We start from the raw sequence: 14,787 nt of genomic DNA, 5'->3' as shown, positions 1-14,787 counted from the left end.
GCTCACGCTTACTCTGCTGTTCAACTAACGTTTGCTGAGCTTGCTTTTCATCACTGCACGCTTGCTGCCATTCTCTGTATGGTAGATTAAGAGAATCCGCTCTTTGTCCCAATGCGCGTTGCTGTTTTAAATGCTCAATTTCTTCTTGAGTCGATAAATGTTGGTTCAATTGACCTTGTAACGCATTGCGGCGGTCAAACTTAATATTTAGTTCATTCGCCGTTTTCAGTGCTGTTTGTGCAATTTCTAGCGCATTTTGCGCACTCTTCTGAACATCACTGGCAACATTAAGTTGTGGCGCAAGAACCTGTAACTGTTCGTTAAGCGCCTCTTCTGATGCCACATTTGCTACATCCAAAGCACCTTTAATCTGATTATCAAACTCATCTTTGGATTTACGGATACCCGCAGCTTGTTCAAACAGTGCCCGCTCAATGGCAACGTAAATATGCGTCTGGAACAGCTGACCAAAAATTTGCTCACGCTCTTTTGAATTCGCAATCAACAGTTCACGAAATTTTCCTTGTGGTAACACCATCACTTGACGAAATTGTTTTACGTCTAAACCAATCAGATTCACAACTTCTTTAGCAACCGAAGTCGGTTTATTAGCCAGTAAGGCTTCTTGTTCGCCTTGAAGTTGATACAACACTGCCGAATGGTTTTTTTTAGTTGTGCCATCGCCACGCTTCTTCGGCACTTGTTGGTCCGGCGAGCGTACAACCTTGTAATGCTTATCCCCTAATGAGAACTCAAAGCTAACTTCCGTTAAACAATCTGCTTGAGCATGATCGCAGCGCATCTGATCGCCGGTTCTCTCGCTGCCCGTGGTTTCGCCGTACAATGCAAAGCAGATCGCATCAAGTATCGAGCTTTTTCCTGATCCAGTCGGACCATTAATCAAAAATAACGGCGCTGTGCCTAACTTTGTAAAATCAATCTCTTGGTAGCCAGAAAATGGCCCAAATGCTTGTACTGTCAGTTTTATAGGTTTCATGCGTCCGCCTCATCACGATGGGTCAGTTGATTTATGATGCGGCTCATCGCCTCTTCTTGTTCTGTGGTCAAAGGCTCTTGCTTTGCTTCCAAGAAAAAGTCTTTGAACATATCCAACTCCCCTCGCGCTAGACGCGCTTTACCCATTTCTTGATCCACGCCGATCAGCATCCCTGGTTTTTCAAGATGAAGCACATTGGGGTAAGCATGGCGAAGTTTTTCCATCGGGTCTAAGATAGCGTGTTTATCCAATAAACGTACCAGTACGTAATCGTGGTTATTTGGATCCACTTTTCCATTAGCAATCACATCTTCTAATAGGCCCTCCACAATTCGCATTTCATGGGGAGCTTTTAAATCAATATGGGTGGCACTGCAAAAACCTTGTTGATCCAGTTCCACCAACGTCATACCTTTCTTTTGATGCTGCTCTGAGAAGCTGTATTTCATCAAAGAACCTGAATATCGGATGTATTCTTGCCCTTTTTTCTGCGGCTGATGCAAGTGACCCAACGCCACATAATCAAAACCTGCAAAGTGTTCGTGATTAACTCGATCTGATCCTCCAATCGATAGAGGACGTTCTGAGTCAGACTCCATCGCCCCATCCACAAAGCAGTGACTGATTAATACGTTGTTTCTATTTGAATCAAAAGTTTGTTCGATTTGCTCAGCCAAATATTGGTGAGCCTCATCATGAGAGGAAACCGCAACCTGATAGTGATGGCGGACTTGTTCTGGGTCGTTATAAGGCATTCCATAAAATGCAACTTCACCGATATCACTCTGAATTATGACAGGGCTTAGCATGGCGTTAAAACTCGTCAAGATATGCAGCCCTGACGGTTTCATCTGCTCTGAACCAAATCCTAGCCGCTGGGCACCATCATGATTGCCAGAAATTAAAATAATAGGGACATGGAGTTCACCGCAAACACGGCTAACAAATTCGTTCATCAAATCAATCGCGGCTGTTGGTGGTACCGAACGATCATAAATGTCTCCAGCGATCACTAATGCGTCGATGGTATTTTCTTGAAGATAAGCAATGATCTGTTCTAAAACAGCGCGTTGATCTTCAAGTAACGAAACATTGTGAAACTGACGGCCAAGGTGCCAATCTGAGGTGTGGAGGAACTTCATTAACGCCCTACATATAATGATGAATATAGGGCGCTATCATAACATTCTCTGTTATCGCTCACTACTGGCGTAATAGCGAATACTCTGTGCTAAATCAGCTTGATGAAACGATTTTCAACGGTTACTGCTCTGCATTTACTCGTGACTGACAATGCTCAATCGCATATTGCAATAACTGCAAAGCGGATTGGTCGTTTGCTGGTAGCGCAGCATCCGACGTCGCTATCGGGGTGACGCGCTCACCCCAACGAATATGGCCAGCACCCCAAGTTAATCCTGCGCCAAATGCCGCGAGTAACACGTTATCACCCGGCTTGATAAATCCTTGCTCTAGTGCTTCACAAAGCGCGATAGGTACCGTAGCGGCTGATGTATTACCGTATTGATGAATATTCACAAATGCTTTCTCTTGGCTAATACCAGAAAGATCACATAACGTTTGGATAATGCGAATGTTAGCTTGATGCGGAATCACCACATCAATGTCATCCGTTGATAATCCGCTGCGGGATAATACATTCTGCGCGGCTGCGCCCATGCCTTTAACTGCGCGCTTAAAGATCTCTTTGCCTACAAAGTTAAAATCCCAGTACCCATTGTCCACAGCAAAGCGATCCATCGAGGTACCAAACTTAGGAACAGCCAAAATATCACGCCCAGCAGAGTCACACCCCAATTGGGCTTTTTGCAGTCCAACCGCTTTATCAGTGCGGCTCACTACAACAGCCCCTGCTCCATCGCCAAATAACACAGCTGTGTCGCGTTTTGTCCAATCAATGAAAAATGACAAACGTTCCGCACCCACCACAATCGCATTACGATAGTTACCAGCTTGAATTAGACGAGTGGCGGTTTCCAAACCATAAACAAAACCAGTGCAAGCCGCATTTAAATCAAATGCCGCCGCTGATTTAATGCCAAGGTTTTGTGATACTTTTGATGAAATATTAGGGATGAGTGAATCAGGAGAACACGTCGCTACGATGATGATATCCACTTCATCAGCCGTGATACCAGCACAAGCTAATGCATGTTGTGCGGCAACTGTTGCCATATCAGAGGTATTTACGTGGCTAATACGACGGTTTTCGATACCCGTTCGACTTTTAATCCATTCATCCGATGTTTCAATAAACGTGCTTAAATCATTATTGGAAAGGATTGCTGGTGGTAAACATTTACCCCAACCGGTTATTTCAGCGTAGTAGTGTTCCATTTCGCACCTTATTTTCTATTCCCTCAGTGTTGCGGAAGCGAACCATTCGATAGTTTTAAATCAACAGGTTGGTGTTTAACTCACGAGGGTATTGTTTGTCTTATTCTCCAAGAGTATAACTATACCCAAGTGACTTCAAGGTGCTGAATTCGAGGATGAGAGCGATAGGTTTAAAAGTGTTATCAACAACATTATGTAGACCAACAACCATGCTCAAGGAACCAAGCATCTCTAGTGACTTTATACCTAAGCTACTTTATATATCGAAGCTACTTGATGTATCGATGATGTATGACGTCATCACCAGTATAAAAATAAGAGAGAAAGTTATGACTACCTTCAATACTCGTTGTCCTTCTTGCTCAGGGCTTAACCGAGTGCCAAATGAACGCGTTTCTGAAAGCCCAACTTGTGGTAAATGCCAAGCGCCATTATTAGATGGAGCCCCCATCGAGGGCACCCCTGCTAATTTCAGCGCTATCTTGTCAAGTCAGCAACCCGTAGTGGTTGATTTCTGGGCTCCGTGGTGTAGCCCATGCGTTGGCTTTGCCCCGATATTTAATGAGGTTGCTCGTGAACGTTCTAAAAACGTACGATTTGTAAAAATAGACACAGAAGCACAACAAATTCTTGCTTCACAACATCAGATTAGAAGCATTCCAACCATCATGGTGTTCAAAGATGGCAAAAAGGTCGATGTAATAAATGGTGCATTGCCAAAAGGCCAGTTTGACCAATGGCTAAACGAAGCACTGGCAAAATAAGCCAACCTCTAAAACCATAACTAAAAGCTGTGAATTTCGCATGAAATCACAGCTTTTTTGTATATAAATACATGTCTTTTTATGATTAACAATTTTTATCGAAAAGAGTAAAAGTTTTTACTGTACGCAAGGCTTTTTTTTGCTCATAGTGCGCGCAAATAGTGACCAAAAAATCTTCTTTTCTTAAGGCGCATAATCGTGGAAAACACTCTAACTCCAGCCCCAGCTGCTCGTATCTCAGTGCCAGTGATTGCACTGACTCTTTACGCGATTTCTTCAGGCTATTTAATGAGTCTGATTCCCCTTATGTTGCCCCATTATGGCTTAGATAGTTCACTAGCTAGCTGGTTAGCGAGTGTTTTTTATGGTGGTCTATTACTTGGCGCAATTGGCGTTGAACCATTAGTAAAACATGTCGGCCACCGCAACGCGTTTATTGCTTGTTTAGTCGCATTGATCGCCACTATCGTCTCACTACCTATTTTCACGTCGGCTGCGGCTTGGTTATCGGCACGCTTTGTTGCGGGTCTAGCTGTAGCAGGTGTATTTGTCATTGTTGAATCATGGTTGCTACATGGTGATGAAAGTGCACGTGCAAAACGCCTTGGTCTTTACATGGGATCATTGTACGGTGGCACATCACTTGGACAACTTGGTATCGGCTTTTTAGGTATTACAGGCCAAGTCCCATTTATTGCAATCTTGGCTCTGCTAATCATGGCGGTGATTGTTTTAATGTTCGGTCGCACTGATCAGCCTGAAAGTGAGCACAGCGAGTCGCTATCTTTCAAGCAAATTACTAAGTTGAGTCATGCTGCGATCATTGGTTGTATTGTATCGGGTCTAACTCTAGGTGCCATTTACGGTTTAATGCCTTTGGAGTTAACTCACCGTGGTATCTCTACCAATGACCTAGGTAGTCTAATGGCATTAGTAATTCTTGGCGGAATGGCTGTACAACCTCTCGTTCCTTGGATGAGCAAATATTTTGGGCGTACATTCCTAATGGCTTTGTATTGTATGCTTGGTGTTGCTGCAATTGCTCTGACAGCAACCGTTGGTGGCATTTATGCTCTTGGTACAGGCCTATTCTTACTCGGTATGTCGGTATTCGCGCTTTACCCAGTGGCCATCAACCTAGGCTGCGACAAAATTGAAGCTAACTACATCGTTTCGGCAACTCAAGTTATGCTATTTAGCTACAGTATCGGCTCTGTATTTGGCCCAGTGCTAGCAGACTGGTTTATGCTCAATGAGCAAGGCTTAATGGGTTACCTATTCGTTATGCTACTAGCTACATGCATTTATATGCTACTTGCTAGTGTTAAAGGCAAACATCAAGCGATGGCTGGCGAATAATCGTCAGCTACAAATAGCTTATTGAAAGCCAGTCAATTCTTTTCTTGACTGGCTTTTTCGTTCATGGACATCGATAAGCCCCATCAAGCGACCTCGTAACACAGACCTCATAACTCATACTGGTATTGATGTGACTCCTCATGGTAATAATGTTTATTGCTCTAAAGCGAATAGCCAATTTTGAATGGTTATGACTCAACTACGTTCTTCAAAAAACACTTAAAAAACAGTTACAGAGGCGCTTAGTGATCCGCTTCGATGTGACGCGGTAGCAACTTATGTGCAACCATATTGGTAACCAGCACGTTTATACTGACTATGTTTACACTAAGCATGTTTTCAAAACATAAAAAAAACCAGTCACTTAATGCGACTGGCTTATCTTGGGTTCAATATCATTGACGAGTTAACTCACCAACGTCATTTAGGCAATTTACTAAAGCGAATAAAGGTCACGACTCACTATTGAGTAATCGATCTACAATACGTTTCAATTTCTCCTGCCATTACAATAATGTTTTCTGTCAAGTAGGCCACTCTTTCTTGTGACCAGCGAGGATCATTGGCCGCACATGCATATTCTAGATCTTTAGCTACCGTCGAAATCGCGTCATTACCTAAGTACAAGGCGCTTCCTTTCACTCTATGAGCAACATCTTTAAGACCAACCAATCCATCTGAATTCAATTCTGATTCCAGTTGAACAATATCGCGCTGATAATTCGCTAAAAAGGTCTCTAATATATCCTGAACAATACCAATATCATCACCACTCATTGCTAATACCGATGTATCTTCAAACGGTGTATAAGTTGGCAAAACAAGTTGTTCAAATTCTGATTCAATTTTTTCTATCGGCAAGGATTCTAACTCATCAAGTAGCCGACTTAGTACCATCGAAGCTTCATCACTGTGGCTTTCATGATTATTACTATAGTTATGTTCGCTGCTTACATTTAGTTCGCTTAGTTGTAATGACGGTTCGAATTCAGTGAGCCAAGTAATATCAGCATCAGAGATAGTCTGATTAGAGCGAGCAGAAACATTAAAATCAATACTGTCAAAGTTGGCGCTTTCAACATTTTCCTGTTCAAAACCCGCCCCACCATCAATGACTTTCTCTCCACCAATAATCCACTCAACGGTGGTATCGCAGTCATTATTGTGGCTATCCGTTTTATCACATTCTGATTCAAAGTCTTCTAACCAGCGTAAATCATCCTGAATTAATGGGTTATTTGTTAAATCTAAACCATTCTCTGTGGGTTGAGTAGATATCGCAACCACACCGTGCAACTTAGCTTCAAGTACGTCAAGTGGGCAAGGCTTGGAAATATAATCATCAAACCCCGAACTTAAACAACGTTTAGCCGCACCACTCAAAGCATCGGCTGTTATCGCTATCAAATATGGTCGACTATCTTGGCGCTCTTCAGAAATCAATTTCGCTAAAGTGAAACCATCCATCTCTGGCATATGGCAATCAGACAGTACGACATCATAATTCTGATTTTGCTGATACTTCTGATATGCAACCGCCCCGTTTTCTGCACTATCAAACTGTACGCCTAATCGGCGTAACTGCCCCCCTATTACTTTGCGGTTAACTTCATTATCTTCCGCAAATAAAACTCTAAGTGTACTTAAGTCGCTCGAAGTAAAGGATTGAGGGATATGCAGCGAGACAGATTCAATCTCATGTTCAAACTGAACTCGTTCAACGGGTAAAAGTAGATTAAACAAACTACCATGTCCAAGTACTGAACTTACTTTGATTTCACCACCCATTTCATCGATGATTTCTTTACAGATACTCAGGCCTAATCCGGTACCGCCAAATCGGCGTGTAATATCACCATCAGCCTGTACAAACGGATCAAACAACGTTTCCAGTTTATCTTTAGCTATTCCGATACCGGTATCTCGTACTTGGAAGCAGAGTAAATCGTAGCCGTTACCAAAATGTTCTTCTTTGTAATTCTCGGCAATAAGCTGGATGGTTACTTCGACATAACCTTGTTCCGTAAATTTGATCGAATTAGAGATCAAATTATTTAAGACCTGCATCAAACGCGTTGAATCACAATAGTAATTCGCAACTAAGTTGGAATCCAAGCGAGTATTTAGCGACAAACCTTTAGTTATCGCCTTATGTTTGAAGTTACCAGAGACTCCATTTAATATGGTTCCAAGATCACAAGAGATCTTTTCTAAGGTTAATTTACCCGCATCCATCTTAGAGAAATCAAGAACGTCATTGAGTAATGCCATTAAATTTCGTGCAGACCCATTCAGGGTGTACAGCAAATCTTCTTGCTCTCTATCAAGCTTGGTAAATGACATTGCTTCTGCCATCCCCAAAATCCCATTCATTGGCGTTCGGATTTCATGACTCATTCTGGCCAAAAAGCCTGATTTTGCCAGTGCGAGTTCTTCTGCTCTACACCTCGCTTCTTCAGCCTCTTGCAACGCGAGTTCCAGGGTCTGTTGTACTTTCATGCGATTTTTAAGCTGGCGTCGATAGAAAAATAAAACAATTAAACTAACGAAGACAAAACCGATAACAACAAACAAAACTTCTTGGTACATACGTTGACGTCGATGTTCTTCATACTTCTGCTCAACTTCACGACGCCACTTTTGCCCAATTTCTTGCTGAAAATTATCCCCGATAACATGAATCCCCAAATTAAGGAAATCTTTCCATTGAGATTCGCGTTTGCTTAGGGCAATACGTGGCCACAACTCTTCTTTTACGTCTTGGGCAATATTCACCTGCAAGCCAAAAAGATTATTTTTATCAACTAGATAAATACTGTTTAGTAATTTACCCACGAATGCATCGGCGCGACCATCCACCACCGCCTGAATTGCAGCTTCTGCTGTATCTAAATAGACTAAGGCACTTTGAGGAACAATATTCGCTACAATTTCATTTTCATGCAGACCACGCACCAGTGCGATACGCAAACCTGATAATTGAGAAATAGAGGTATAATCTTTAGAGCTGATCACAGCAATTGCGGTTTGATCAATATCGCGAGTAAACTCTAAATCAATTGCGCGGGATTCGGTACGAAAAACGCCTGGGAATATATCGACATCATGGCTTTTAACTGCATCTAATGCTTCTTGATATGAGCGATACGGTTCACCGACAAAAGTAATTCCGAGTCGTCTTGATATGCGATTAAGCACATCAATGGTATATCCCTCCAACTCAAATCCATCACTGATAAAATAGGGTTCTTCTCCACGTTCAATATAAGCGTATGTCATGATCGGTTTTTCAACCAATAACCATTCATTGGCTTCAGACATTCGTCGGTAATACTGACCAATAGCGAGCTCAATAGAGTTATCAAAATCTTGATTCACATCGCGCCAAATGTCTTCTATCAACACACGAGAAATCGTACGAATACCTCGATTGATATCGAACATTAAGTCTCGTTTATCGATATTTGTCATCACTCGCAGTGGAATCCCTTGAGGCTGCTTTTCTATCGCAAAGTGACTATCAAGATTAAGTTCTTTTAGACGTCGCTCTAAAGCTTCTTCGTTCCATGAATAAATATAATTCACCGATGAAGCAGCATCGAGCAATCCCTCAAGGTTACTATTGTGAAACGCTGAATTCTGAGCATAGTTATAATTATTGGGAAACAGAAGCGTAGGAATGTCGAGCGCTACTTTCAAGCCACTCACAGGTTCGCCTATTCGCTCGTAAAGTACTGCACCAAGGTAGGCAATAGGAATACTATACAAATAATTAGGTTTATTCGCGGATGTGGCCCCAATTGACATTGCATCAATCTTGCCCTCTTTCAACTGCTGAAGCAAACGTTCATAAGGGGCACGCACAACGGTGACTTCATAGCCATAGCGTTCAGCCCAAACTTCCCAGTAACGTTCCAAAAATAGTTCGAAACGATTCATACTGTCATTATCAGGGTATTGATTTTGACCGACACCACTTACCGGAATGCCAATCACAGCCGTTTTAGAACTCGCGTGCGCCACACTAGAAAATGCAACTAAAAATACACCAAAAACAACCAGAAATTTCACAACAATTTGACGCACACCGATCGCTTGCACGGACGAAAAACCCTAAAGATAATAAGGAGCTCAGTATATGGTTCCAAGAGTCGGGTTTCTGTTCTTTAGGGAACAGACTTCGATATAAAAATGGAAAATAATGGCGCCCTCTTGAGTCTCTATATTAATTGTTGGATGCACACCGAACACTCTGAATCACAACGCATGATTTTAATCATCGACGATAGTCCTATGTACCGTACTGCCGCAAAAGGTATGCTCCTTAAACTTGGCTATTCTGCGAATGCAATCGACTTTGCCCAAGATGCTCGCGAAGCGCTAATCAAGTGTTCCAACACCCAATATTCCATGGTCTTTTTTGACTATAACCTCGGCATGAAAGCCAACGGATTCCAATTAATCGATGAGCTAGACACTCGCGGTCTACTTGGGCCCGACTGTATCAAAATCATTGTGACTGGAGATTCAACACCCGAAGTTGTTCGCGGTTTTATGGAACTTCAACCCGATGGTTATTTACTTAAGCCACTAAATTACGCCACTTTACGTCAACGACTCCCTCAGTTTTCAAGTAAAAAGCGAGCCCTTAAAGAAACACTCAAGTTAATGGGTGATCATCAGTATGAAGCGGCAATCAAGAGTATTGATGAAGCTTTTTTTCGCAGTGAAGATATCATCGTCCGTTCACAAATTCTCAAAGCACAATGTTTAATAGCGACCGAACAGCTCGATGAAGCACGCCTGATTTTAAATAACTTGAAAGATTCAGGCGAAAAATCAACGGTTTTTCTTATGTTGGCTCAAATTGAGTACCAGCAGCGAAACTTTACCCAAGCACTGAAATTCGCGTCAGCGGTCAAAACGGATCCATTTAAAGCGGCTCAAGCGACCGAATGTTGTGGTGATATCTATGCCGCTCAACATCAATACAGCAAAGCGATTCAAGAGATTGAAATCGCATTGAAGATTTCGCCAAAGGTGATTTCTCGTCATCACAAGCAAATCGACTATTGTATCGCGTCGTTTGAATTAGAAAGTGCATTAGCCGCTTGCAAGGGACTCATTTCAGAGGTTAAACACTCATTCAGAGATACGCCGACGCCTTATATGCTCGCCGCCGCGCTCACTACTGATTTGGCACAATTTTCTCTGGAGGAAACCAGAGAGAGCTATCTAATGTCCATTTCAAAATCTGTCGAACATTGGCGACGAAAATTTACTCGAGATGAATACAAAGGAATTGAGTTACTACTATTTTGTCGTATTCATCACTTAAAAAATGATTTTCATAAGAGTCGTGAGTATTTCAAAGAGTATTTGATGCTTTGCCAAGAAAACTCCGAACGGGAGATTGATTTATATGAATCAATTGAATTTGCGAAAGCGGCATTCTGCACTCATGACATTGTACGCTATAAACAAGCTAACGCTCAGGTAGTTCAAAGACTAAGAAATGAGACAGATACCTTAGCTGCGTACGCTCGCTATAACTACTTTAAGCAGTTTAGAAATAAGATAGAAACGACATACAGTCACACTAAGCGGGTGAAAGAAAAAGCCAAAGCGTATTTTGATGAAAAAGAGTATCAAAAAGCGGCACAGTTAGTAAGCAAGGCCGTTGCAAACAACGTTTTTGACTCACAAATTTGTTTGATTACATTACAGGTTCTGACTCAGGCATGGCCTCATGGCTGGAATAGCACCCAAGTACTTCGTCTAGCCTTATTCTGTAAAGAACAACTACGTAACACTCGATATATTCAATCAAAGATATATGTTTCGGCTTGCAATAACTTGGCACAACAACTTCAACACTCAGATCTTCAGATCACAGAGACAATGGCGGTGAATTAATGCAGTTAAAAAACGTCCTAATCATCGAAGATGACCATTTTCATGCCACTATCTTACATAAGTTATTAAGTACACTCGTTACAGCTGGTATCCATGTTGCGAATAATGGTAAGCAAGCTGTAGAGATCCTGAAAACCATCACACCTGATATTATATTCTGCGACTTGTACATGCCGGATATGGATGGCGTAGAATTTATTCGTCACATTGCAAAAACACAACACCGCCCATTATTGGTCATCACTAGTAGCGTAACTAACGACGTACAAGCTGCTGTTATTGATATGTCTCACTCCTACGGTTTTGAGCCCATCACTCGTATTAGCAAACCAGTCAGTAAAGAAGCGTTAGCACAGGTTATCCACCAGTGGGAACAAAGCCAGCTCAAAATTCAACAAGCACCTAAAGAAAATATTGAAGTAAACCCAGATCAAGTTCGCCAAGCGCTCTTACATGATGAGTTCGAACCCTTTTTCCAAGGGCACTATTGTGCTCGTACTGGTGCATTATTAGGTGCGGAAGCTCTCGTTCGATGGCGTCATCCAGAACTAGGGTTAATCACTCCTGACAAGTTTCTCCCCATCGTAATTTCTCAAGGCTTAAGTTATGCGTTGAGCTGTAAAATGTTGCGCTATAGTATTGAAGAAGCCGTAAAATGGCACCAAGCAGGGGCACCTATTTCTGTTTCGATCAACATTTCACCATCAGACATCGAACAAGATGATTTTGCCGATAAAGTATTGCAAACTCTTGAAGAAGCGCGCTTTCCCGCGAACAAACTCACGCTAGAAGTCACGGAAGTTGAAATTACAGAAGATCTCGCACGCTCGCTTGATAATACTAGTCGTCTTCGAATGCGTGGTGTCAGTCTTTCCATTGATGATTTTGGGACTGGTTATTCCTCTATCAGCCAATTAATTAATAGTCCTTTTAGTGAACTAAAAATTGACCGCTTATTTATTGAGCGCATGTCTAACAGCCAAAAACATTTCGCGGCATTACAGTGCATTATTGGATTAGGTAAAAGCCTTAATTTAAAACTAGTCGCAGAGGGAATTGAAACCCAGCTACAAGCTAAAATGCTGGCAAAATTAGGATGTAATAGCTTGCAAGGTTACTACTTCAATAAACCCATGCCTGCGGATCAATTTCTGAAGACCTGTATGCAGGCTTTTTGTTCAAAACCGGCTAAAGCTTTTGACTGATATCATTGATTCAAAGACGGGCTAAGTTATAAAATAAGGTTAATATAAAACAACGCAGAAATACGAATTGAACAGCTTTCATCAACAAATTACCTGGCCTTGCGATCTAGCAGATCATACTAAAGAGGCTCTATTGAACTGTGCTATTCGTATTAACCCGTTGCAAGATAGCTCTAACAGCAAAAAAAAAGCGGTTAGCGTTATGTACATCAAAAAAGGTATCGCTTGCATTGCATTTGGTTGCGATAGCGCCAATACCATGAATTCAGGCATTTTTGGTGAAGGTTCTTGGCTGGGAAGTCTCATGATCCACCAACCTTTATCTATACATGCAACCATCGAAGAGCTTGAACCCGTCGAAGCGATCTGTTTTCCAAAGGATAAAATCGACATTTTAGCCAAGCAAGATCCGATGATTTACAAATGGCTTTACCACGCCACAGTAAAGACTCAACAACAATGGTTACTTGCACAAGTGACCTCTTTGCATGATAGACACACACGTGTCGTTTTCAGCCTACTTGAAATAGCACGTTTAACCAAACAGGTGCAGGGAAGCTATACCAAGGTCAATGCTTCACAAAAGCAACTAAGCACCATCACTGGTATCTCGAGACCACGGCTTAATGAAACATTAAAGATGTTGGAGCTCTGTAATGAAATCAGTATTGAACGTGGTTCGATTCACCTTATTGATATTGAGAAATTACGAATTCGTCTAAATGTGCTCAATACGACTATTGAGATAGGTTAGTTTTATTGCGACCGATTAGTCTTGCGTAGATGACGACTCGACTGATTCGTTTCAGGCACGGCTACTATTTCCCTGCGCTCATGAATTAAGTGTCGAATTGCCAATATAGGATGAGGCAACAGCATTCTTGGTCCAGAATAACGCATAATCTCTTTCATCCGAGCTTTAGGCTCAGGCTTATAACAATGAATCGGGCAACGATTGCATGTCGGCTTTTGCTGCCCATACGGACATCTGTCTAAACGCATCTCTGCATAGTCGAGTAACGCCTTGCACTCTTCACACAACGAACCTTGCTGATGATGCGCGCGGCAATAAATGCCTATCATTGCCGCTAACGTACGAAACTCAGCCTCTAATTTGCCCGTTAACAGATCACTTTGAGCATTCATCATATTTGTTCCTATCACTGGCCCGATGTGTTACATCGAAAGCATACTTTTCGATACTCGATTAACTACAGAAATGCACATGCATAACTAAAATAACTCAAGCACCGATTTTTTTAACTCTTGCCACTACAATTATCGTATAGAAGATTGATCATTTGGAGGGGCCATTATGAAGTTATTTTTGATCATCAGTTTATTATTCGCAACCTCCTTTCCTGCTTATAGCTATCCGTCAAATGACTCACCCTGGGCTCATAGAAGTGTTATTTATTTTGCACCAACGATAGATGAACATGTAAAGCAATTTCTGCTCGAGACTCTCAAGAACGACTGTGAAATGATGGACCGCGATGTCATCACCCTTGTCATCACTGAAGACGGTTATACTATACCTGCATGGGTAAAACATGAGTTTGATTTAAAAGCGATGTATCTTCTTTATGGCATTAAAGAAGGAAGTCATACTGCAATTCTAGTCGGGAAAGATGGAGCTGAAAAACTTCGTTGGTTCAAAAAAGCAAACTGGGAAAAAATCAAACAAACCATAGATAAAACCCAAAACCGTCACGATGAGACCCAAGGCAGAGCAGATCCATGTTCAACCTAACACGGTAACTTAGCATTCTTTATGTACATTTATAACGATGAAAAAGCTAGATGGGTAAAAATGCGAAAAGCCCCAACCAGGGGCTTAAAATTTGGAGCGACACATCGGGTTCGAACCGATGACCTCAACCTTGGCAAGGTTGCGCTCTACCAACTGAGCTAGTGTCGCAGACATTCAATCTTCTTAAGAAGAGAATGGAGGCGCCTCCCGGAGTCGAACCGAGGTCCACGGATTTGCAATCCGCTGCATAGCCACTCTGCCAAGGCGCCTTTTTGTGTTTCATTTTYTATTCAATTGATGGTGCCCCGGGCCGGACTTGAACCGGCACAGCGCGAACGCCGAGGGATTTTAAATCCCTTGTGTCTACCAATTCCACCACCAGGGCAACGCAATTGCGATGAAGACACCACCGTTCCTTTTGGCTTTTGCCTTGGG

The 14,787-nt window shown here is 42.1% G+C and carries 10 protein-coding genes, 3 tRNA genes and 1 pseudogene; 6 read left to right on the top strand and 8 right to left on the bottom strand.

The genetic code is table 11. The features are described from left to right. Nucleotides 1–616: 616 nt before the first annotated feature. The 3 genes and pseudogenes from DZ860_RS25250 to DZ860_RS19185 form a co-directional block, all read right to left on the bottom strand. Nucleotides 617–997, bottom strand: a pseudogene (locus DZ860_RS25250) (AAA family ATPase); the annotation flags it as partial. After that, the gene (locus DZ860_RS19190) at nt 994–2,139 is read right to left on the bottom strand and encodes an exonuclease SbcCD subunit D (RefSeq protein ID WP_120034361.1); all 1,146 of its coding nucleotides are present in this window, start codon (nt 2,137–2,139) and stop codon (nt 994–996) included. The gene DZ860_RS19190 and the pseudogene DZ860_RS25250, both read right to left, overlap by 4 nt. A 121-nt stretch (nt 2,140–2,260) precedes the next feature. Next, entirely contained in the window at nt 2,261–3,355 is a 1,095-nt protein-coding gene (locus tag DZ860_RS19185) for a ketoacyl-ACP synthase III (RefSeq protein ID WP_120034359.1), read from the bottom strand. A gap of 329 nt (nt 3,356–3,684) precedes the next feature. Here DZ860_RS19185 and trxC point away from each other — a divergent pair, with 329 nt between their 5' ends. Both trxC and DZ860_RS19175 read left to right on the top strand, forming a co-directional pair. Continuing rightward, the gene (gene trxC, locus DZ860_RS19180) at nt 3,685–4,119 is read left to right on the top strand and encodes a thioredoxin TrxC (protein ID WP_120034357.1); all 435 of its coding nucleotides are present in this window, start codon (nt 3,685–3,687) and stop codon (nt 4,117–4,119) included. A 198-nt stretch (nt 4,120–4,317) separates the two neighbouring features. Further along, the gene (locus DZ860_RS19175; RefSeq protein WP_120034355.1) at nt 4,318–5,478 is read left to right on the top strand and encodes an MFS transporter; all 1,161 of its coding nucleotides are present in this window, start codon (nt 4,318–4,320) and stop codon (nt 5,476–5,478) included. A gap of 462 nt (nt 5,479–5,940) precedes the next feature. Here DZ860_RS19175 and DZ860_RS19170 read toward each other — a convergent pair whose 3' ends face one another. Further along, on the bottom strand, nt 5,941–9,579 hold the full coding sequence (locus DZ860_RS19170; RefSeq protein WP_120034353.1) for an ATP-binding protein: 3,639 nt from the start codon (nt 9,577–9,579) through the stop codon (nt 5,941–5,943). 111 nt (nt 9,580–9,690) lie between these two features. Here DZ860_RS19170 and DZ860_RS19165 point away from each other — a divergent pair, with 111 nt between their 5' ends. The 3 genes from DZ860_RS19165 (at nt 9,691) to DZ860_RS19155 (ending at nt 13,353) form a co-directional block, all read left to right on the top strand. After that, entirely contained in the window at nt 9,691–11,394 is a 1,704-nt protein-coding gene (locus DZ860_RS19165) for a response regulator (RefSeq protein WP_165862933.1), read from the top strand. After that, nucleotides 11,394–12,599, top strand: a complete 1,206-nt coding sequence (locus DZ860_RS19160; protein WP_120034349.1) for a two-component system response regulator — start codon at nt 11,394–11,396, stop codon at nt 12,597–12,599. Before DZ860_RS19165 ends, DZ860_RS19160 begins: the two co-directional genes overlap by 1 nt. A 133-nt stretch (nt 12,600–12,732) precedes the next feature. Beyond that, nucleotides 12,733–13,353 carry a Crp/Fnr family transcriptional regulator gene (locus tag DZ860_RS19155; RefSeq protein WP_120034347.1) on the top strand — a complete coding sequence of 207 codons (621 nt, stop codon included), beginning with the start codon at nt 12,733–12,735 and terminating at the stop codon, nt 13,351–13,353. Nucleotides 13,354–13,355: 2 nt separating this feature from the next. Here the strand turns inward: DZ860_RS19155 and DZ860_RS19150 are convergent, their stop codons facing one another. Next, nucleotides 13,356–13,748, bottom strand: a complete 393-nt coding sequence (locus tag DZ860_RS19150) for a nitrous oxide-stimulated promoter family protein (RefSeq protein WP_243641890.1) — start codon at nt 13,746–13,748, stop codon at nt 13,356–13,358. A 166-nt stretch (nt 13,749–13,914) separates the two neighbouring features. On the opposite strand from DZ860_RS19150, the gene DZ860_RS19145 reads away from it, so the two are divergent. Next, nucleotides 13,915–14,352 (top strand): DUF4174 domain-containing protein, encoded by a 438-nt coding sequence (locus DZ860_RS19145; RefSeq protein ID WP_120034345.1) that lies wholly within the window; start codon nt 13,915–13,917, stop codon nt 14,350–14,352. A gap of 92 nt (nt 14,353–14,444) precedes the next feature. On the opposite strand, the gene DZ860_RS19140 is transcribed toward DZ860_RS19145, so the two are convergent. The 3 genes from DZ860_RS19140 to DZ860_RS19130 form a co-directional block, all read right to left on the bottom strand. Beyond that, a tRNA-Gly gene (locus DZ860_RS19140) sits at nt 14,445–14,520 on the bottom strand. Nucleotides 14,521–14,547: 27 nt separating this feature from the next. Further along, nucleotides 14,548–14,621, bottom strand: a tRNA-Cys gene (locus DZ860_RS19135). Nucleotides 14,622–14,650: 29 nt separating this feature from the next. Further along, nucleotides 14,651–14,737 (bottom strand) — tRNA-Leu (locus tag DZ860_RS19130). Nucleotides 14,738–14,787: the final 50 nt, after the last annotated feature.

The organism is Vibrio sinensis, assembly GCF_003605645.1.
In the GTDB taxonomy this organism is placed as follows: domain Bacteria; phylum Pseudomonadota; class Gammaproteobacteria; order Enterobacterales; family Vibrionaceae; genus Vibrio; species Vibrio sinensis.
Note: the sequence above shows the minus strand (reverse complement) of the source record. Positions and strands in the feature narration are given on the sequence as shown.